Source organism: Anaerolineales bacterium, assembly GCA_025808555.1.
GTDB lineage: Bacteria > Chloroflexota > Anaerolineae > Anaerolineales > UBA11579 > JAMCZK01.
The window spans coordinates 913,220-931,917 of the sequence record CP075526.1 but is presented as its reverse complement, the minus strand read 5'-3'; the positions used below and the strand labels follow the sequence as shown (position 1 = coordinate 931,917).

At 61.8% G+C, this 18,698-nt stretch carries 17 protein-coding genes; 8 read left to right on the top strand and 9 right to left on the bottom strand.

What is annotated here, in order from left to right:
• Positions 1-124: 124 nt before the first annotated feature.
• From atpA to KIT08_04885, 5 genes are all read left to right on the top strand, one after another.
• A complete protein-coding gene (gene atpA / locus KIT08_04905) occupies positions 125-1,768 on the top strand; it encodes a F0F1 ATP synthase subunit alpha (GenBank protein UYN90578.1) in 1,644 nt (547 codons plus the stop codon).
• Positions 1,769-1,794: 26 nt separating this feature from the next.
• Complete coding sequence (atpG, locus tag KIT08_04900) at positions 1,795-2,691, top strand: ATP synthase F1 subunit gamma (GenBank protein ID UYN90577.1); 897 nt, start codon at positions 1,795-1,797, stop codon at positions 2,689-2,691.
• A gap of 11 nt (positions 2,692-2,702) precedes the next feature.
• Positions 2,703-4,100: a F0F1 ATP synthase subunit beta gene (gene atpD, locus KIT08_04895; protein ID UYN90576.1), complete on the top strand. Its 1,398-nt coding sequence runs from the start codon at positions 2,703-2,705 to the stop codon at positions 4,098-4,100.
• 68 nt (positions 4,101-4,168) lie between these two features.
• Positions 4,169-4,621 carry an ATP synthase F1 subunit epsilon gene (gene atpC, locus KIT08_04890; GenBank protein ID UYN90575.1) on the top strand — a complete coding sequence of 151 codons (453 nt, stop codon included), beginning with the start codon at positions 4,169-4,171 and terminating at the stop codon, positions 4,619-4,621.
• Positions 4,622-4,753: 132 nt separating this feature from the next.
• Entirely contained in the window at positions 4,754-5,752 is a 999-nt protein-coding gene (locus tag KIT08_04885; protein ID UYN90574.1) for a rod shape-determining protein, read from the top strand.
• Between the two features lie 40 nt (positions 5,753-5,792).
• Here KIT08_04885 and KIT08_04880 read toward each other — a convergent pair whose 3' ends face one another.
• From KIT08_04880 to KIT08_04870, 3 genes are all read right to left on the bottom strand, one after another.
• A complete protein-coding gene (locus tag KIT08_04880; GenBank protein ID UYN90573.1) occupies positions 5,793-7,346 on the bottom strand; it encodes a hypothetical protein in 1,554 nt (517 codons plus the stop codon).
• A 1-nt stretch (position 7,347) separates the two neighbouring features.
• Positions 7,348-9,051, bottom strand: coding sequence for a hypothetical protein (locus tag KIT08_04875; GenBank protein UYN90572.1), 1,704 nt, complete (start codon positions 9,049-9,051; stop codon positions 7,348-7,350).
• 76 nt (positions 9,052-9,127) lie between these two features.
• Positions 9,128-9,745, bottom strand: a complete 618-nt coding sequence (locus KIT08_04870; GenBank protein UYN90571.1) for a redox-sensing transcriptional repressor Rex — start codon at positions 9,743-9,745, stop codon at positions 9,128-9,130.
• Positions 9,746-9,908: 163 nt separating this feature from the next.
• Between KIT08_04870 and obgE the strand changes: the two genes are divergently transcribed.
• Positions 9,909-11,177 carry a GTPase ObgE gene (gene obgE / locus KIT08_04865; protein ID UYN90570.1) on the top strand — a complete coding sequence of 423 codons (1,269 nt, stop codon included), beginning with the start codon at positions 9,909-9,911 and terminating at the stop codon, positions 11,175-11,177.
• Between the two features lie 215 nt (positions 11,178-11,392).
• On the opposite strand, the gene KIT08_04860 is transcribed toward obgE, so the two are convergent.
• Genes KIT08_04860 through KIT08_04850 form a run of 3 tightly spaced genes read right to left on the bottom strand, consistent with a single transcriptional unit; the run spans position 11,393 to position 14,212 of the window.
• The gene (locus KIT08_04860; GenBank protein ID UYN90569.1) at positions 11,393-12,838 is read right to left on the bottom strand and encodes a hypothetical protein; all 1,446 of its coding nucleotides are present in this window, start codon (positions 12,836-12,838) and stop codon (positions 11,393-11,395) included.
• Positions 12,835-13,485 carry a ribonuclease HII gene (locus tag KIT08_04855; GenBank protein UYN90568.1) on the bottom strand — a complete coding sequence of 217 codons (651 nt, stop codon included), beginning with the start codon at positions 13,483-13,485 and terminating at the stop codon, positions 12,835-12,837. The genes KIT08_04860 and KIT08_04855 overlap by 4 nt, the downstream gene beginning before the upstream one ends.
• The gene (locus KIT08_04850; protein UYN90567.1) at positions 13,478-14,212 is read right to left on the bottom strand and encodes a glycosyltransferase family 2 protein; all 735 of its coding nucleotides are present in this window, start codon (positions 14,210-14,212) and stop codon (positions 13,478-13,480) included. The genes KIT08_04855 and KIT08_04850 overlap by 8 nt, the downstream gene beginning before the upstream one ends.
• A gap of 45 nt (positions 14,213-14,257) precedes the next feature.
• On the opposite strand from KIT08_04850, the gene dtd reads away from it, so the two are divergent.
• Positions 14,258-14,695, top strand: coding sequence for a D-tyrosyl-tRNA(Tyr) deacylase (gene dtd, locus KIT08_04845; protein UYN90566.1), 438 nt, complete (start codon positions 14,258-14,260; stop codon positions 14,693-14,695).
• 19 nt (positions 14,696-14,714) lie between these two features.
• On the opposite strand, the gene KIT08_04840 is transcribed toward dtd, so the two are convergent.
• Positions 14,715-15,455 (bottom strand): hypothetical protein, encoded by a 741-nt coding sequence (locus tag KIT08_04840; GenBank protein UYN90565.1) that lies wholly within the window; start codon positions 15,453-15,455, stop codon positions 14,715-14,717.
• Between the two features lie 91 nt (positions 15,456-15,546).
• Between KIT08_04840 and KIT08_04835 the strand changes: the two genes are divergently transcribed.
• Positions 15,547-16,362 (top strand): DsbA family protein, encoded by an 816-nt coding sequence (locus KIT08_04835; GenBank protein UYN90564.1) that lies wholly within the window; start codon positions 15,547-15,549, stop codon positions 16,360-16,362.
• Between the two features lie 63 nt (positions 16,363-16,425).
• Here the strand turns inward: KIT08_04835 and KIT08_04830 are convergent, their stop codons facing one another.
• Both KIT08_04830 and KIT08_04825 read right to left on the bottom strand, forming a co-directional pair.
• Positions 16,426-17,328: a class I SAM-dependent methyltransferase gene (locus tag KIT08_04830; GenBank protein ID UYN90563.1), complete on the bottom strand. Its 903-nt coding sequence runs from the start codon at positions 17,326-17,328 to the stop codon at positions 16,426-16,428.
• A complete protein-coding gene (locus KIT08_04825) occupies positions 17,318-18,661 on the bottom strand; it encodes a UDP-glucose/GDP-mannose dehydrogenase family protein (protein UYN90562.1) in 1,344 nt (447 codons plus the stop codon). Before KIT08_04825 ends, KIT08_04830 begins: the two co-directional genes overlap by 11 nt.
• Between the last annotated feature and the right edge of the window lie 37 nt (positions 18,662-18,698).

Genomic DNA, 18,698 nt, shown 5'->3' with positions numbered 1-18,698 from the left:
CGCGCTCCAAACCGCCCGTGCAATTGGTTTGTGAAATACTGGACTAATTGGAGCCTATCTGTTATCATCTACCCAAATGCCTAAATTGGCTAAATCCCTTTCGCGAAATGCGGAGATTTGACCCATGACTGACATGATCAAAGATATTTCTTCCAGCCTGCAAAAGCAGATCGATTCCTTTAAGCCTGAATTTGAGCTGCGTGATGTCGGCACGGTGACAGCCGCCGGTGACGGTATTGCCCGCGCCACCGGCCTGGCCCAGGTGAAAGCCCAGGAGCTGGTGCAGTTTGAGAACGGCGTAATGGGTATTGCCTTCAACCTGGAGCGTGACAACGTCGGCATCATCGTCATGGGAGAATTCTCCGGCATTAACGAAGGCATGACTGTGCGCTCCACTGGGCGCATTGCGTCTGTGCCGGTTGGCGATGCCATGGTTGGCCGTGTGGTCAACGCCCTCGGCGAACCCGTCGACGGCAAAGGCCCCATCGCCTTCACCCAGTACCGCCCGATCGAGCGCATTGCTCCGGGTGTGATTCGCCGCAAAGACGTAGACACCCCGGTGCAAACCGGCATCAAGGGTATTGACGCTCTCACCCCTGTTGGCCGTGGCCAGCGCCAGCTCATCATTGGCGACCGCCAGACCGGCAAAACCGCCTTGGCGATCGACGCCATCATTAACCAGAAGGGTAAAGACCTGCTGTGTATCTATGTGGCCATCGGCCAGAAGAAAGCCGCCATTGCGCGCACCGTTGCCATTTTAGAAGAGCACGGCGCCATGGACCACACCGTGATCGTGGTGGCCTCGGCTGACGAATCGGCCGCGCTGCAGTACATTGCCCCTTACGCGGGTTGTGCCATTGGTGAAGAATTCATGGAAACCGGGCGCGATGCGCTCATCGTCTACGATGATCTTTCCAAGCATGCTTGGGCTTACCGTCAGGTGTCCTTGCTGTTGCGCCGCCCCCCGGGCCGTGAAGCCTACCCGGGTGATCTCTTCTATCTCCACTCCCGCTTGCTGGAGCGTGCCGCCCGCCTGGCGGATGGCTACGTGGTTGTGCCCAATAGCTTCAGCGGGGACGTGGCTGAAGAGAAAGACGGCCAGGCTTTCAGTGGCCCTCTGGCCAAGCACAACGCCGAAGAGGCGTTGAAGGGCGCCAAGGACAGCAAGATCGTTGAGCTCAAGCATTCCGGCGGTTCACTGACTGCGCTGCCGATCATTGAAACCCTACTGGGTGACGTTTCGGCCTATGTGCCCACCAACGTTATTTCCATCACCGATGGCCAGATCTATCTGGAAGCCAACCTGTTCTACGCGGGCATCCGCCCGGCCATCAACGCCGGCCAATCTGTCTCGCGCGTAGGTGGTGACGCCCAAACCAAAGCCATGAAGCAGGTGGCTGGTGGTCTACGTCTGGACATGGCTTCGTTCCGCGAATTAGCGGCCTTTGCTCAATTCGGTTCCGGCTTGGACAAGGCCACTCAGGCTCAACTGAACCGCGGCCAGCGCCTGCAGGAAATTCTCAAGCAGCCTCAATACATGCCAATGGCACTGGAGCACGAAGTTGCGGTGATCTTTGCTGGTACCAGCGGCCTGGCGGACAAGATCGAGATCGAGCGCATGAACGAGTGGGAAGCTTCCCTTATTCGCTTCCTGGATGCCTCGCACTCTGACATCCTCAAGGAGATCCGCGAGAAGAAAGCCCTTAGCGACGAGCTTAAGGCTCGTCTAAAGAGCGCCATCGAGACCTTCAATAGCACCTGGTCCTAGGCATACGTCAGGATCAGTGAGCAAGTATGGCTAACACACGCGAAATTCGCTTACGCATCAAGAGCATCAAGAACATCTCCCAGGTGACGCGCGCCCTGCAGGCGGTTTCCGCCAGCCGCGTGCGCAAAGCCATGGATATGGTGCAGGCCACCCGCCCCTACGCTACCAAGGCCTGGCAAGTCCTGACCCATATTGCCAAGCAGCCCGGCCGCAGCAACCTGCACCCGCTGCTGCTGGAGCGCCCGGATGTCAAAAGCGCTCTGGTGGTTATGGTCAGCGGTGATCGCGGCCTGGCTGGCCCGTACAACACCAATGTGCTGCGCCACACGCTTAGCCATTTTCAGAATTACCCTGTCCCGGTGCGCTTCATTCCAGTAGGGCGCAAAGGCTCCGAGCTCTTGTTCCGCCGCGGCCTTAACGTGATGGCGCAATTCATAGATGTGCCAGCCGAGCCAAAGTTCTCGGATGTTTCGGCCATCGGCCGTATTTTGGTGGATGAGTTCCTGGCTGGCACGGCCGATGAGGTCTTCCTCGTTTATACCGACTTTGTCAATATGATCCGCCAGGTGCCGGTTATCAAGAAGCTGCTGCCCCTGGAGTTTGAACATGCTGAAGGCTTGGTGCAGTCTGACAACCCGAGCCAGACAGATGCCTCGGCCTCATATATCTATGAGCCGGGCCAATACGAAATTTTGGAAGAGATCGTGCCGCGCTTTACGGCGTTGCAGGTGTACCAGGCGGTGCTGGAATCGTTTGCCAGCGAGCATGCTGCCCGCATGGTGGCCATGAAGAACGCCACCGATAACGCCAGTGAACTTGGCAAGGGCCTTACCCTCGAATACAACAAGGTGCGCCAGCAAGGCATTACCAACGAAATGTTGGATATTGCCGGCGGCGCGGAAGCGCTGGCCCAGGCCAGCTAGCGGAGGAACGGATGGCAGAAGTGAACGGACGCGTAGTCCAAATTCTGGGGGGTGTGGTGGATGTGGAGTTTCCTGAAGCCAACATGCCCGAAGTCTATGATGCGATCGAAATCCAGCGCCCCGATATGGGTCCAGTGGTGGTGGAAGTGCAAACTCACCTAGGCAAAGGCCAGGTGCGTGGTGTTGCTCTTGACACCACTGACGGCCTGCAGCGCGGCATGGAAGTCGTCAACACCGGCGTGCCTATCACTGTACCGGTTGGCACTGCCACCCTTGGCCGCATGTTCGACGTGCTTGGCCAGGCGATCGACGGCCTAGGCCCGGTCAACAGCGAGACCAGCTACGCCATTCACCGCAATGCGCCTGCCTTCGAAGATCAGTCCACCAGCGTGGAAGTCTTCGAAACCGGCGTCAAAGTCATTGACCTCATTGCCCCCTTCACCAAGGGCGGTAAGACCGGCATCTTCGGCGGCGCCGGCGTAGGCAAGACCGTCATCATTCAGGAGCTCATCCGCTCCATCGCCACTGAGCACGAAGGTAACTCCGTGTTTGCCGGCGTGGGTGAGCGCACCCGCGAGGGTACGCAGATGTACCGCGAAATGACCGAGTCGGGCGTGCTCAAGGACACCGTGCTGGTCTACGGCCAGATGAACGAGCCCGCCGGCAGCCGCCTGCGCGTGGCCCTCACCGCCCTCACCATGGCGGAGTACTTCCGTGACCAGGGCCGCGATGTGCTGCTGTTCATCGACAACATCTTCCGCTTCTCGATGTCCGGCTCCGAAGTGTCGGCGCTGCTGGGCCGCATGCCCTCCGCCGTGGGTTACCAGCCCACCCTAGCCACTGAAATGGGTCAACTGCAGGAGCGCATCACCTCCACCCGCACCGGCTCCATCACCTCCATGCAGGCCGTATACGTGCCCGCAGATGACTACTCTGACCCCGCTCCGGTAGCCACCTTCACCCACCTGGACGCCACCATCTCCCTGGAGCGTGCCATTGCGGATAAGGGTATCTACCCCGCCGTGGACCCGCTGGCTTCCACCTCCCGCATTCTGGATCCCAACGTTGTGAGCGAAGAGCACTACCGCACCGCTCGCGAAGTGCAGCGTGTGCTGCAGCGCTACAAAGACCTGCAGGACATCATCGCCATTCTGGGCATCGATGAGCTGAGCGAAGATGACAAGCTGATCGTGGCGCGTGCCCGCAAGGTGGAACGCTTCTTCAGCCAGCCCTTCTTCGTGGCGGAGCAGTTCACCGGCACCCCCGGCCAATACGTATCCCTGGCCGAGACCGTGCGCGGCTTCCGTGAAATTCTCGACGGCAAGCATGACGACCTGCCTGAGCAGGCCTTCATGATGGTCGGAAACATCGACCAGGCCGTAGAGAAGGCCAAGAAGCTGGCCGAATAATTAGCTCACCAATGTGTCCGGTCGGGCAGTAAAACTGCCCGACCGGCGCAGATGAGGACTGATCTGTCATGACCATCCGTTGCGAAATTGTTTCCCAGGACCGCAGCGTCTTTGAAGGCGATGCAGACATCGTGACCATCCCCGGCCACGATGGCGAAATGGGTGTGCTGCCCAACCACGCGCCCCTGCTTTCAACCCTTCACCCGGGTGTCGTCAAGGTCAGGCAAGGCTCTCAGGAGAGTTTGTTCACCGTAACCGGCGGCCTGGCTGAGATCCAGCCCGACATCGTCACCATTCTGGCCGATGCGGCCGAGAACATCGAAGAGATCGATGTGAACCGCGCCGAACGCGCCAAGCGTGAGGCTGAGCAGCGCCTGGCCGAAGGCTTGCCGCGCGGCACCGAAGCCTACCTGGCCGCCGAAGCTGCCCTGGCCCGCTCCAACCTGCGCCTGGATATTGCCCGCCGCTTTGGCCGCGCCAACCGCCATTCCCGCTTCCCAACTCAAAGCTCCGGCGAGTAGAATAATCTCACGCTCAGCGCCTGTACAAGCTCTGCCCCTAGGGCAGGCGTGGCAATCTATCTGCATGCGTTATGGCTCCTGCCTCACACGAGCGCGGTTGCCATTGCCTCACTGGCATACTAATGAGACCCTATGGCTGTTTTAGCACGTGAACTTGGTATTGATCTCGGGACAATGTTCATTCGCATTGTCCAGGGCGGTGAGATCACCTTGCAGGAGCCCACGGTGGTTGCCGTGGACCTGCAGGAGCAAAAAATGGTCGCCGTGGGCGAAGAAGCCCTAGGCATGATTGGCCGCGTCTCAGACGAGACGCTCGAAGTCGTGCGTCCTTTGCAAAAGGGCGTAGTCGCTTATTACGAACTCACCGAGCTGTTGCTCGAGACCCTCGTGCGCCGCGTCGGCGGCTCCGTGCGTCTGTTCAAGCCGCGCATGATGATCACCCACCCCTACGGCATCACCAGCGTAGAGCGCCGCGCCGTGCATGAGGCCGCCCTCGCCAGCGGCGAGGCCGCCCTCATTTCCCAGCCGCTGGCGGCCGCCCTCGGCATTGACCTGCCGGTCGGCACGCCCACCGGCAACATGGTGGTGTGCCTCGGCGGCGGCTGCACCCAAGCCGCCGTGCTGGCCATGAATGATGTGGTCTCGGGCGAGAACCTGCGCCAGGGCGGCCTGGACCTGGACGATGCCATCGCCAGCTATGTACGCCGCAAGTACGGCCTGCATATCGGCCAGCGCACCGCCGAGATGGTCAAGCTGCGCATCGGCGCCGCCGTGCCGCAGGATGAAGAGCAGAGCATCGAGCTGCAAGGGCAGGATCAGGTGACCGGCCTGCCGCGCCCGCTCACCGTCACTACGTCCGAAGTCGTCGAGGCCGTGCAGCCGGCGCTGGACGAAGTGTTCGAAATGATTCGCCGCGTGCTGGAGAAGACTCCGCCCGAATTGGCGTCTGACATCATTGACCGCGGTGTGGCGTTGTGCGGCGGTGGCGCGCTGCTGCGCGGCATGGACCGCTTGATGACCCAGAAGCTGGGCGTGCCCGCCTACCTGGTGGATGACCCGGTGAACTGCGTCGCCCTCGGCGCCCAACGCGCGTTGGACGAATATAAGACCCTTGCCCGCTATTTGGGCTGATCCCAACAGAAACAAAAAAAGCGGCCTGCAGGCCGGTTTTTTATTTGTCGTAGATGGAAATGCTGCCATCCGCTGCATCATACAGCGGGTGCAGCCCGCGCAGCAGGTTTTCGAAGTGCGGGAAGGCGCTTTCACCCAGGGCGGCTTTTACCTGCAGCGGGTAGAACAGCAGGATCGCATTTTCATCGCGCATCATTTCATCAAAGCGGGTATCGCCTTCACCAAGCGGTGGGTTGTTGCCCGCCAGGATCAGCGGATACATGACCTTTAAGTCATGGGGCTGCTTGTTGAGATACAGCAGGAACAAGGCCGGTTCGTTGGATATCCAGGGCACATCCTGTGGCAGGTCACGCGCCGCTTGCAGCAGGGGCGAGCCGCGGTAGTACGTAGCCGTATAGCCGTGCCCCATTGCGTGGCGTTCAGTCACCATTTTGTTGGTCACCGGAAGCCAGGCCAGCAGGCCCACCAGCGTCAGCGCCGCCAGCAGCCCACTGGCGGCTTTGGGCTTGCTGGCCAGCAGGCCCAGTAACCCGCTGCCGATCAGCACGAGCAGCCATGGGAACAGCGGCAACATAGTCCGGTCGTTGATATCTGGTGTGACGCTGGAGAAGACGTAGGCGGCCAGGCACACCAGCACAAAAGCAGCCGCGTGCAGGCTGGTGGCCACCGCCAGGCCGGCCCAGGCGGATGGCGGGCGATTGCGCCATGCCTGCCACACCGCTGCGGCGATGCCGCCCAGCAGCAGCAGCACCATCAAAGCAGCCACTGCTTTTGATGCCAGGCTGGGCAGACCCCATACCGCACGCAATGGCAGCCAGCTGCCCAGCACATTCACCAGGGAAGTCCAGAAGCTCGTCAGGCTGTCAGTCAGGTCGGCCGGCATGCCGTAGCTGCGCCCAGCGACCGAGGGCATGCCAAGCAGCCACGCCAGGGGCAATACTCCAATGCCGAGGAAGATCCCGGCCTTGCTGGCGCGTGCTCCCAGGCTGCCGGGCAACAGCACCAGCAGCGCCAGGACGCCGGCCACTACGTTGGCCGCGCCCACCAGGCGCGTCAATACCGTCAGCCCGGCGCAGATCGCGGCGGCATACAGCGCCCAGCGTGGCTGGCGTGCAATGTAGATCTGCAAACATACAAAGCCGGCTAGCATCAGCGCCAGGTACAGCGGCTCGCTCATCGCTCCGCCCAGGTTGTCCATCATGGGCGGAAAGCTGGCCATGCCCAGAGCCAGCAGCACGGCCAGCGCCTTGCTGCGCGTGATGGCATAGGCGCCCGCGCTCAAGGCGAACACGGCTACGAACGCCCCGGCAAGATTGATCGCCACTGTGGATGTGAACGGATGAACGCCGGCGAGCAGAAAGCCCGCCATGAGCAGCGGATACAGCGGCTGGTGCAAGGTCAGTGGGGCGTAGTTACCGCTGGGCTCCAGCACGCTCAACCCGTGGCCGGCCACCAGATTGCGCGCCGCTGAAATGTAGGCGGCCGAATCGCTGAACGCCCACGGCCCCCAGTGCATCTGGCGCAGCGTGAGCCAGGCAGCCGCCAGGCCGATTGCCGCCAAAAGCCAATAAAAGCGATCTTTCAAGAAGGCCATGCTAGTCACTGAACGTATACACCCACACGCCGCCCTGCTGGGTAAGTGGCACAAGCCCCAGGCTGGTGAGCGAGTTCCGTAGCGCGTCAAAGTCGGTGTAGTCTGCCGGGTCGATCACGATGTATTCAACCTGATATTCGCGCAGCGTGTTTACGCTGTGTTCGTCTGGGAAACGATCCAGTATCGGCGCCAGGTACTCGAATTGCGGCGTTTGGTTGGCGTTGAAGAAGCCGCCGGTGAAGGGTTTCTGGTGCGTCAGTGCGTAATACACCTGCTCCTGGTCTGCCGAGCGGCCGAAGGGCAGCTGCACTACCGCTCCTATGCCGGGCTGTTCTGCCAGCCAATGATCCACCGGGCGCGCCTCCACCGGCTTGATGCTGCCATAGTAAGTGCCAGGATAAAAATCGAACAAGGCCAACGCGATCAGGCCCGCCGCGGCCCAGGTGCGCCATTGGGGCTTCAGCCGTCGCAGCAGCAGATCGGTGCCCAGGCCGGCCGCGAAGGCTGCAAACAGCAACGTGAATACTCCCATGCGCATAATGGCGCGCATCTTCGCAAAGAAGGGCAGATAGTTGTAGAGCAGCAATCCGGGCAGCGGCACACGTTCACCACTGACCAGCACCGGTTCGCGGTCCCAGTGCAAGTGTGGCCCCATGGCGATCACCAGCGCTGCCAGCATGACCAGCCCAGCGGTGTACAACAGCGGTTTGTTGGCCAGATCCTTCTTCCATATGAAGGCCAGCGCCACCAAAGCCAGCGTCACCGCGCCAATGTACAGCGAGCCTTCGATCCACTGTGAGCGGTCAACGATCTCGCTGATCCAACCGCCCCACAGGAAGTGGCTGGAGGCCGGCGCCAGAAAATCCGTCAGCTCGGCCGCGTATTCGTTCATGTAATCTACGCTGCGGTCGGCCAAGCCGCCTTGGCCCGCCAGCGAAAGGAATGGGCGCAGCGCCAGGTACAGGAATGGCGCGCTCAGTGCCGCGGTGGCTGCCACCCGCACCCAGTTACCTGGCTGGGTGAGCAGGCCGCGCACTTGGGCGCGGTTTTCAAAAAGCAGGTAGCCGCCAATGAAGGCAAGCGTCATCAGCAGCGTGAATAGCAGGTAGTACATAGATGTGAATGCGATCAGTCCCAGAGAGACCGCGCACAGCGTCATCCAGGGCCAGTTGAACTTCTGACGCGTTCGCAGCACCTCATAAAGCCCCATGAAATACAGCGGAAACCAGGCCGTGGCTGAAAGGTTGAGGTGTCCCGCCGTGTAGTGCGCAATTCGGTTGGGGAAAAAGGCATAGATGGTCCCAGCCAGCAGGCTGGCCGCGTGTGATCGAGTATGGCGGTACACCCATGCATATATGGCCAAGCCGGAAAACACAAAGCTAAGCCACATGCCAATGTTGAAGCCCGCTACCGGCCCCAGCGCCATGCTGAACGGAATACTGGGCAGCAGCGCCGCCAGGCTGGTATCGGTGGTGGAGAGATTCCAGCCCTGCGGGTAGTTCATCATTGGATTAAAGAAGATGTGCGCGTTCTCGCCCAAAAAGAAGCCTTGATACCAGCGCACCAGCCAAACGAAGTAAATGCCATCACCTTGCGTGCCGCCCACGATGGAATCAGTGAAATCAAGAACCAGCGGATAGGTGAATAGCAGAGCCAGCAACAAGAAAAAAGCCCCGGCCAGGGCAAAGTGCTTGATCTTGGGCATGATGAGCTTAATTATAGTTACTGGAGGTAAAAAACGAAGCGAATAATTCAATTATTCGCTTCGTTTTCTTGCAGGGTTAGTCTAGATAATAGGTCATGCGCTGCAGGTGGATCGAGGGGTCGATGTTCTGCACGCGCACACCGGCCGGCACATTCAGATTCACCGGCGCATAGCTCAAAATAGCGCGGATACCCGCATCTACCAGCACATCGGCTACCTGTTGAGCGGCGCTGGCGGGCACGGCGATCATGGCCATCTTGATGCCAGCCGCCTGCACCTCGCTCTTTAGCGTGGCGATGTCTTTGATCACAAATTCCTGGTACTTCTGGCCGATCCGCTCCGGCGAATTATCAAAAATGTCGCGGATCTTGAAGCCGCGCTCGCTGAACCCGCTGTAGCCAGCAAGCGCCCGGCCAATATCGCCTGAGCCTACGATCACGACCTCCCAGGTCTTGTTGACCTTGAGGATCTCGCGCACCTGGTTGGCCAGGTACTCAATGTTGTATCCAGTGCCTTGCTTGCCAAATTCGCCGAATTGCGAAAGATCTTTGCGGATCTGGGCGGCCGAGATGCCCAGGCGCTCGCCTAGCTCCTGCGAGCTGGTCACCTGGCGGCCTTCCGCCAGCATTTGCTGCAGCGCCCGCAGGTATACCGGCAGGCGGCCGATCACAATGTCTGGGATCTGTTTTGCCATAGCTTTCGTGTCTCCCGCTCAGAACTGTAGCATTAAAGCGCTTATTGTGCCATTGCCCACAATGCTTGTACAAGCAGGGTGCAAGGTATGTCCATCATGGATTGCGGATTGGTTGTAAGTCTGTAGCAGATTTTTTGGCTGGGCGGAGTATCATTCGCACCGTATGGATGGAAATTTTATTGATCATGTAGAGATCAGCGTGAGTTCAGGCAAGGGTGGCGACGGCATAATGCACTTCCGCCGCGAGCGTTTTATGCCGCGTGGCGGCCCTGACGGCGGAGATGGCGGCCGCGGCGGCTCTGTGGTGCTTCAGGTACAGAGCTCAATGCGTACCCTGTACAACTTCCGCCGCCAAAAGAAGTTCGAAGCCGATGAAGGCCGCCCAGGCGGCACCAACAACCGCAGCGGCCGCGGCGCTCAGGATCTGGTGCTAAAGGTGCCGCCTGGCACCCTGGTATATGACGCCAAAACCGGCAATCTGTTGGCTGATTTGGTGAAGGACGGCGACACCTACGAGGCGGCCCGCGGCGGCCGCGGCGGCCGCGGCAACCAGCACTTCGCCAACTCGCGCAATCAGGCCCCCCGCATCGCCGAGAAGGGCGTCCCGGGCGAAGAGAAGATGTTGCGCCTGGAGCTCAAGCTGATCGCAGATGTGGGCATCGTGGGCGTGCCGAATGCCGGCAAATCCACCCTGTTGGCCGCCCTCACCAACGCCAAGCCGCGCATTGCCGATTACGCCTTCACTACCCTGGAGCCGAACCTAGGCGTGGCCGCGCTGGACGAGGACAGCAGTCTGGTTTTGGCTGATATTCCCGGCTTGATCGAAGGCGCCCACACCGGCAAGGGTTTAGGTCACGACTTTTTGCGCCATATCCAGCGCACCCGTGTGCTCATCCATCTGCTGGATGGCATGGCTGAAGACCCGCTGGCTGATTTCACCCAGATCAACAGCGAGCTGGCTCTCTTCGACACGCAGTTGGCTGCCAAGCCTCAGGTGGTGGCGGTCAACAAGATCGACCTGCCCGATGTGCAGGCGCGCTGGCCTGAACTGCAGTCTGGCTTGAAGAAGCTTGGCGTCAGCAGTCCGCTGGCGGTTTCGGCCGTGAGCGGGCAAGACGTGCGCCGCCTGCTGGGCCGCGCCGCAGAGGAGTTGCGCACCCTGCCGGAGCCTCTGGCCGAAGAACTGCCCATCTACCGCCCGGAGACCGACCCCACCGAATTTGACATCCGCCGCGAGGGCGACGGTTGGCGCCTGAGCGGCCCGGCGCTGGAGCGCGCCGCTGCCATGACCTATTGGGAGCATGACCAATCGGTGCGCCGCTTCCAGCGCATTCTGCGCCAGCTGCAAGTGGATGTGGCCATGCGCGAGAAGGGCGTCCGCGATGGAGATACGGTCTATATCGGCGAGTATGAGTTGGAGTGGAAGGAATAGTCGAAGGCAATCAGGGCAATCAAAGGCAATCACGTCCGTGCATCCCGAGCATAGCGAGGGATCCTCGCAGCGGACGTTTGTAGCCCACGTATGTAGCAAGATTATTTGTCATTCCGAACGAGGCCGAAGGCCGAGGAGGAATCCGTTAAGCCTTAGGTTAAGAACCTACTCCCTGCACGAACAACTGCAGATTTGGTCATTTATCTACCCCCGCTCTATTCAAAATACTCCATAACCAACTCGCTCACATCTTGCCCGGTAGATTGCTCTAGCAACCTCAGAAATTCAGCACCTGTAGCAATCTGCCCGTCATGCATCGCGTAATAGTCTTTCAAAAACGTATAGAAAGCCTGGTCGCCCACCTGTTGGCGCACCGCGTGTAGGAACTGCGCCCCGCGCAGATACACCGCATTCACATAAGGCCGGAAGCCGGGCAGCTCGTAGGCGGTGCTGTCCACGGCCCCGCCCGGTCCCCACTGGTTGATCCGAAACTCCCACCACCAGTCCAGATCAGATGGGTGGGCCTGCTCGTAGTAGAGCAGCTCAGCATAGGTGGCCATCGCTTCGTCCAGCCAGGGTTCGTTGCCGGCATCGTTGCCCACCGCGCCGAACCACCAGTTGTGCGCCACTTCATGCGCGGTCAGCATCGTGAGCAGGTTGCGCGGCGTGCCATCGTAGCGGCGGAAGTAGCCCATGTCGAGGAAGAAAATACCGTCCGACTCCATCCCGTCCGGGAAAATGCACCCCACGATGGCCAGGCTCTCGTACGGGTAGGCGCCGAACAGGGTCTCGTACAGCTCCAGCGAAGAGACTGCCGTGCGCAGGGCCGCCTGGGCGGCGGCGCGCTCTTCCTCGAAGTAGTAGATGGTCACCGGAATGCGCTGCTCGCCGGCATGCAGGGTCTCCGCCTGGTAGTGCCCGCTGGCCGCCCACACAAAGCGGCGTGCGTTGGGTAACTGGTAGTGATACGCGCTGCCCTCCTGCCGCGCCGGGGCTGGCGCGGCGATCTGCAGCAGACTGGGCGGGTTGACGGTGTAGATCGAGACGTCGAAGTCGGCGCTCTCGTAGACCAGATATTCGCCTTGCTGAGTGGGTTCGTTGATCATCCAGCCGGCGTCAGCTGCGTAGGGCGGGATGAAGGGATACCAGTCGATCAGGGTCATCTGGCGGGCCGACCAGCCCAGCAGGGTTGGCCGCTCCGGCACAGCGATGGCGAACTCCAACTCCACCTGCAGTTGCTCGCCGGGCAGCAGTGGGCGGGCAAGCAGCAGCTCGATCTGGCCGCCGTTGCTTGTCATGTGTTCACTCCACTCCAGACCGCGGTCAAACTCGATCGAGCTCACGCTAAGCAGCTCGTCTGAGATCGGCACGACCAGCGGCACCAGCTCAAACGCCTGGTCGGTGTTGTTCGTGTAGCTGATGCGCTGACTGACCGCTAGGTAATGAGCGGCAAAGTCGAGCGTGGCGACCAGACGATATTGGCTGGGCGTGAATGTTTCCGGGGCGGCGAGTGTGGGGGTAGGGACGAGAGTGGCTTCGGCGGCGGCTTGCTGGGTGGCAGCAGCTTCGCTGCCGAGAGGTGGCGAGCCGGTATAGGGCAGGTTGCAAGCGGCGAGCAGGAGGACTAGTAGGCTGGCAAGAGCTATACGTCCGTTGTTCATACGGCGCGCATGGGGGCGAAGCTGCGGCGGTGGTGCACGCAGGGGCCATGGGCGGCGATGGCGGCTCGGTGGGCCGGGGTGGCGTAGCCTTTGTGCTCGGCGAAGCCGTATTGGGGGAAGAGGGTGTCCAGGCGACACAGCTCGGCGTCACGTTCGGTCTTGGCTAGTACAGAGGCGGCCGAGATGCTGAGGCAGCGGGCGTCGCCGCCCACCAGTGGGGTCTGCGGCAGGTCTACGGCGGTGAGGCGCACTGCATCCAGCAGCAGGTGCTGCGGCGGCACCTTGAGCGCCTCCAGGGCGCGGCGGGTGGCGAGGTGGCTGGCCTGCAGGATGTTGATGTCTTCGATCTCTTCCACACTGGCGCTGGCTACCGCCCAGGCCAGAGCATGTTCGCGAATGCGCGGCGCCAGCGCCTCGCGCTCGGCGGCGGTCATCTGCTTGGAGTCGCGCACGCCTTTGAGCTGGCGAGCGATGCTGCTGGGCAGGATGACCGCGGCGGCATACACCGGCCCGGCCAGGGCGCCGCGGCCGGCTTCGTCGGCCCCGGCGATGTGCAGCAGGCCTTGCTGCCACAGCCTGCGCTCATAGCGCAGGGTGGGCCAGCGCTGGGCCGCTTTGCGAACCTTCGGTGCAGCCACGCTAGGCATAATGCCCCAGCAGATCATTGCTGCGGATGCGCAGAATATCGGCCAGCATGGCCAGCGTATCGGCCACCGGGCGCACGTGGCTTTGGTCGCTGTAATACCAGGGGATGGGCAATTCAGTGATCTTGTAACCACGTTTGCGCGCCAGGTAGAGGATCTCCACGTCAAATGACCAGCCGTCGATCGTCTGGTGGGTGAACAGCTCCTGCACGGCGCGGGCGCTGAAGCATTTGAAGCCACATTGGGTATCGTGCAGGCCCGGCAGCGCCAGCAGGCGGATCATGGCGTTGATCACGCGGCCGCCGATATGGCGCACCTCGGGTTCGTTGTAGCGCACTGCGCCCGGCGCCTCACGCGAGGCGATGATCACCTCACTGTTCTGGATCGCCGGCGGGATAAAGCGCGGGATCTCGTTGACCGGCATGGAGAGGTCCGCATCCAGCATCATGCGCCACTCGCCCTGGGCGAAGAGCATGCCCTGGCGTACGGCCAGGCCCTTGCCGCGCCCATTGGCCTGCAACACATGGAAGCCGGGATGCTTATCCGCAAATTCCCGGGCAATGCGCAGCGTGCTGTCGCTGCTGCCGTTCTCAACCACCACCACTTCCCAGGTGAAGTCTTGCTGGCTCACAAACTCAAACACGCTGCCCAGGCTGGCGGGGAGGCGTTGCTCTTCGTTATAGGCGGGAATGATCAGAGAAAGATAGGGGGCGGGCGGCACGAGCGGCATTGTGCGATTATACGCACCCCCAGCGGCTATGGTTATACTGCCCGCATGCGAGCTTTGGTGCAACGCGTGCGCGCCGGCGCGGTGAGTGTGGATGGGCAGGAGATCGCCCGCATTCAACGCGGTCTGGTGATCCTGCTGGGCGTTGGCCCGCAGGACGGCGAGGCTCAGGCACAGTACCTGGCCGAGAAGATCGCCAACCTGCGTATTTTTGAAGACGCTGAGGGCAAGATGAACCTGTCGCTGCTGAAGGTGGGCGGCGCGGCGATAGTAGTCTCGCAGTTCACGCTATACGCCGACACAGAGCGCGGCCGGCGGCCATCCTTCGTGAATGCGGCCCCGCCGCAACAGGCCGAGCCGCTGGTCGAGCGCTTTGTCGCCTTACTGGCCGCCCAGGGTGTGGCGGTGCAGACCGGCCGCTTTGGGGCCGAGATGCAGGTGGACATTCACAATGATGGGCCGGTAACGATCTGGCTGGAGAAGTAGCCCGCGCTTCCTTCTCTGCTTACTTCCATAACCCCACATCAAACTGAACCGCCATCGCCCCTGCCGCCAGGGCGGCGCTGGCTTCGGCTTCGCCCATGATGCCGCCGGCGGCGATGACCGGCACGCCGGCGCGGGCAAGCGTCTGCGTGGCAGCCAGCGCCTGTGGGAACAGTGCTGGGCCATACAGCCGCCCGTTGAGCAGCCCTCCACCCTCTCCGGGCAGACTGCCGCGCGGCGGGCCGAGGCTGACCGCGCTGGCTCCCGCCGCCAGACAGCGATGCGCCAGCTCCTCGGCACGCGGCAGGCAGAGCTGGGCGATGACCGGCAGCTTGCCCGCCGCCGCGGCGCACAGATCGGAGGCCAGCTGCGGGCTCGCATCCGCCGGGATGTTGAGCTCGACTGCCAAGATATTGTCCAGCGCCTCAATGTTGGGCATCACTTTGCGCAGCGCGCTGGGCTCGTCTACTAGCAGGTTCAAAATGATGGGCAGTTCGGCATGTGCCCAGGCCATGCCGTATTCACGCACGCAGGAACGCAGGCCGGGGTTGGGCAAACCGGTATGCAGCAACACGCCGCCAGCGAAGGGCAGCATACGCTGGCCCTGGCTTGCGCGGCGGGCTTGCAGGCTGATGGGGTTGGTAATGAAGGCGCCAATGGGCAAGCTGTCTGGCAGGGGGGGCTCCCTGGGCACAAAACCCAGGCTGCCGGCCGCATTGAGGTACGGCGTGCGCAGATCCAACGGGGGCGCGTCTGGGACCATGGCGGCATTATACGAGGGCAGGCTGATGGTTATCGCCAAGCACTACGCGAGCCTTGACTGCTAGCTTGCGGCGCGGCGATATAATGCCCGCATGGCAACCACCCAACGACCCCGCAAGCAGGCAGCTACAAGCAGGAAGATCCCACAGTCTCCGACCGAGCGCAGATCTGGCGATGATATTTTGCGCTTCGAGATCAAGCGCAGCCACTTTTGGGCGCTAGTAGCCCCGCTGACTTTTGTGTTGGGCCTGGCGGTGGGCTTTGTGCTGTGGGGGCGCGGCCCGGTGGCGACAGCCAACAACCCTGCCCCAACCGGGGCGCTGACGCAAACCCAAAGTCAGCCCAATCCTGGCAACAATCTGGCAGACATTCAGCGCTATGAGATCACCATTGACGACAATGACCCCGTATTTGGCCCGGCGGATGCGCCCATCACCATCGTGGAATTTGCCGATTTCCAGTGCCCGTACTGCGTGCGCCACTTTGAGCAGACCTATCCGTTGATCCTGGAGCAATACGGCGAGCAGGTGCGCTTTGTGTTCAAGAACTATCCGCTGCGCTCCATCCACCCGGATGCCGACGCGGCTGCCCAGGCGGCGGAGTGCGCCCAGGAGCAGGGGATGTTCTGGGAATATCACGACCTGCTGTTCGGCGGCGCGCTGGGGCTGGGGCGCGAGGCGTATGCCGGGTATGCCGACCAGCTTGGCCTGGATACGGATGCGCTGCTGGCCTGCCTGGACGAAGGCCGCTATGCTGAGTCTGTAGAGCGTGATTACGCGCTGGGCCAGCAATTGGGTGTTTCCTCCACGCCGACCTTCTTCATCAACGGGATCGCCATGGTAGGCGCCTACCCGATCGATGCGTTCCAGACCGTGATCGATTTTGAGTTGGGCAACAGCGGCCAGTAGCGCGCTGCCGCATCGAACGTATTAACAAAAATGCGGGCGGGTCTTAGACCCGCCCGCTATGTTTTAACTCAACGGCTGCTTGAAATTCCAGATGCCGTTGGCCTGGCCCCAACGGCGGCCGCAGCTGCATTGCAGCACGGCCGATGTCGGCGCGCCCAACGCCGCGCCGCACTCCGGGCACTTGAAGAAGCTGCCCGCGGTCGCGGCCTGCCCGCTGTGTGCGCTGCGGGCGCGCAAGAAAATGCTGGGCGTGAACTTCCAGAACGCGCCCAGCGGCTGAAACAGCCCGTCCAGCGCCACGAGCAGCTTGGTGGGGATGTTGCGCTTGAGCCAGCCGAGGCGGAAGTGTGAGACAGCCAGCTGGCGCTCGATCCGGAAGCCCAGCTCGCCCAGCCAGCGGTTGATCGCCGCCGGATGAAAATCAAAGTTCAGCTCAATATATTCCACCGGCTCCTGGCTGAACGGGTTCCATTTTTGCCTGCCCAACAGCCAACGCACGATCGCTTTGAGGTTGCGCTTGTTGGCGTATTCGAGGATGAAACTGGCCCCGGGCTGCAAAGTGTTGCGGATCTGCGCCAGCGCGGCCGGCGCATCCGCCATGTGGTGCAGCACGCGGATCATGGTGGCGCCGTCAAATAGGCCATCCACAAAAGGCAGCTTGTAAACATCGGCGGCTACATAGATATACCGCTCGTTTGCGCCCAGATACTGCTGGGCCTGTTCGAGTTGGGTGGAGGAGTAATCCATCACCACGATGCGCTCGTAGCCGGCGTAGCGCGGCGTGTTGCGGCCGGCGCCGGCGCCCACCTCCAGCATCAGCTTGCCGTGCCTGGGCAGCAGGCGGCGCAGGGCAATCTGCTCGGCGCCGTCTTCATAGGCGCGGCCGCCCTGCTCCCAGAAGCGGGTTTGGTAGTCAGAGCCTTCGTAATCGCAAACCGGGGGGCGCTGCTGTGTGTCAGTTGCCATTGATGTGAGCTTTGATACGGGTCTTGGCGCCTTCGGCGTTGCCGCGGCCCACACCGTAATAAGTGAAGCCCAGGTTGCGCATGATCTCAGGCTGGTAGATGTTGCGGCCATCCAGCAGCACGGGCTGCTTCATGCTGTCACGCACGCGGGCCAGGTCCAGATTCTTGAATTCGTTCCATTCGGTCGCCACCAGCACCGCGTCCACGCCGTCCGCCAGGGCATAGGCATCCTTCACCATCTCCACGCCGGGCATCACGCCGCGGGCCACGTCCATGGCCACGGGGTCGTAGCCGCGCACCTTGGCGCCGGCCGCTTGCAGCGTGGCCGCAATGTCGATCGAGGGCGCGTCACGCATGTCGTCCGTGTTGGCTTTGAAGGCCAGGCCCAGCAGGCCGATCGTCTTACCCTGCAGGCCGCCCAGCATCTCATCCAGCTTTTGGACGATGGCGTTGCGGCGGGCGGAGTTGACCTCCATTACAGAGTTGAGGATGCGCGTGTCCACGCCCATCTCATCGCCCATAAAGGCCAGGGCCTTGACGTCTTTGGGGAAGCACGAGCCGCCGTATCCAAGCCCGGCTTCGAGGAACTGCTTGCCGATGCGGGTGTCGAAGCCCATCCCGGCCGCGACTTCTTTGACGTCGGCGCCGAGGCGCTCGCAAATGTCGGCGATCTCGTTAATGAAGGAGATCTTGGTGGCCAGGAAGGCATTGGAGGCGTACTTGATCATCTCGGCTGTGCGTAGGTCGGTGATCACGATCGGGGCACGCAGGGTGAGGTGCAGCTGGGCCACCTTGTCGGCCGCTTCGCGGCTGGTGGAGCCCAGCACCGTGCGGTGCGGGTTCATAAAGTCGGCGATGGCCACGCCCTCACGCAGGAATTCGGGGCAGGACACTACCCAGAAGTCGATCGGGGTGGGCTGTGCCTCGCGCACGATCTCGGCCACCCAGTCCCCCGTGCCGACCGGCACGGTGGACTTGTTGATGACGATGACCGGGGCGGCCATGTTCTGGGCGATGCTGCGGGCGGCGGCGGCCACGTACTTGAGGTCAGCCTCGCCGTCCGAACCGGAGGGCGTGCCCACGCAGATGAACACGAATTCGCTGTCTTTCAGGGCGTCTTGGTACGAGGTGGTGAAGCTGAGGCGGCCAGCGGCCACATTGCGCTTGACCAGCTCTTCCAGCCCAGGCTCGTAGATCGGCATTTCGCCGCGCTTCAGCCCGGCCACGCGGTTCTCGTCCACGTCCAGGGCGATCACCTGGTTGCCCAGGTCGCTAAAGCAGGCGGCGGTGACCAAGCCTACGTAGCCTACGCCAATGACAGTGATCTTTCGCATTCAGGTGCCTCCAAAAAAGTTGCAGGGTGAATAATAA